Annotated in this window: 1 protein-coding gene; it reads left to right on the top strand. The window is 46.3% G+C overall.

The window, feature by feature from the left end; all coding sequences use genetic code 11:
* Window positions 1-255, top strand: a 255-nt coding sequence (locus tag ACFIMM_RS00625) for a hemagglutinin repeat-containing protein (RefSeq protein ID WP_375692565.1), incomplete at both ends; no start/stop codon positions are given.

The raw sequence follows: 255 nt of genomic DNA, 5'->3' as shown, positions 1-255 counted from the left end.
GTGAAAATTGTTGGCTCTGATCTTGCAGGGGAAAATGTTAATCTTACCGCAGCGCATGATGTGAATGTGCTTGTTGGTCATAATAGCCATAAGTCAAACTCTGTAGAAGAACGGGAAGGCTTTGGGTTTCAGTTTGAAAAGAGCAACAGCGGTGCTTCTGTGGGTGTTGGAATTGCAAGCGCCAAAGATACGGGCGATCAATGGGAAACCACTTCCACACAATCACACATCACGGCACGCCAAGATGTGCAGATT

This window comes from Bartonella sp. AP258QHHD, assembly GCF_042196145.1.
Taxonomy (GTDB): domain Bacteria; phylum Pseudomonadota; class Alphaproteobacteria; order Rhizobiales; family Rhizobiaceae; genus Bartonella.
This window is presented reverse-complemented; position numbering and strand designations above follow the sequence as displayed.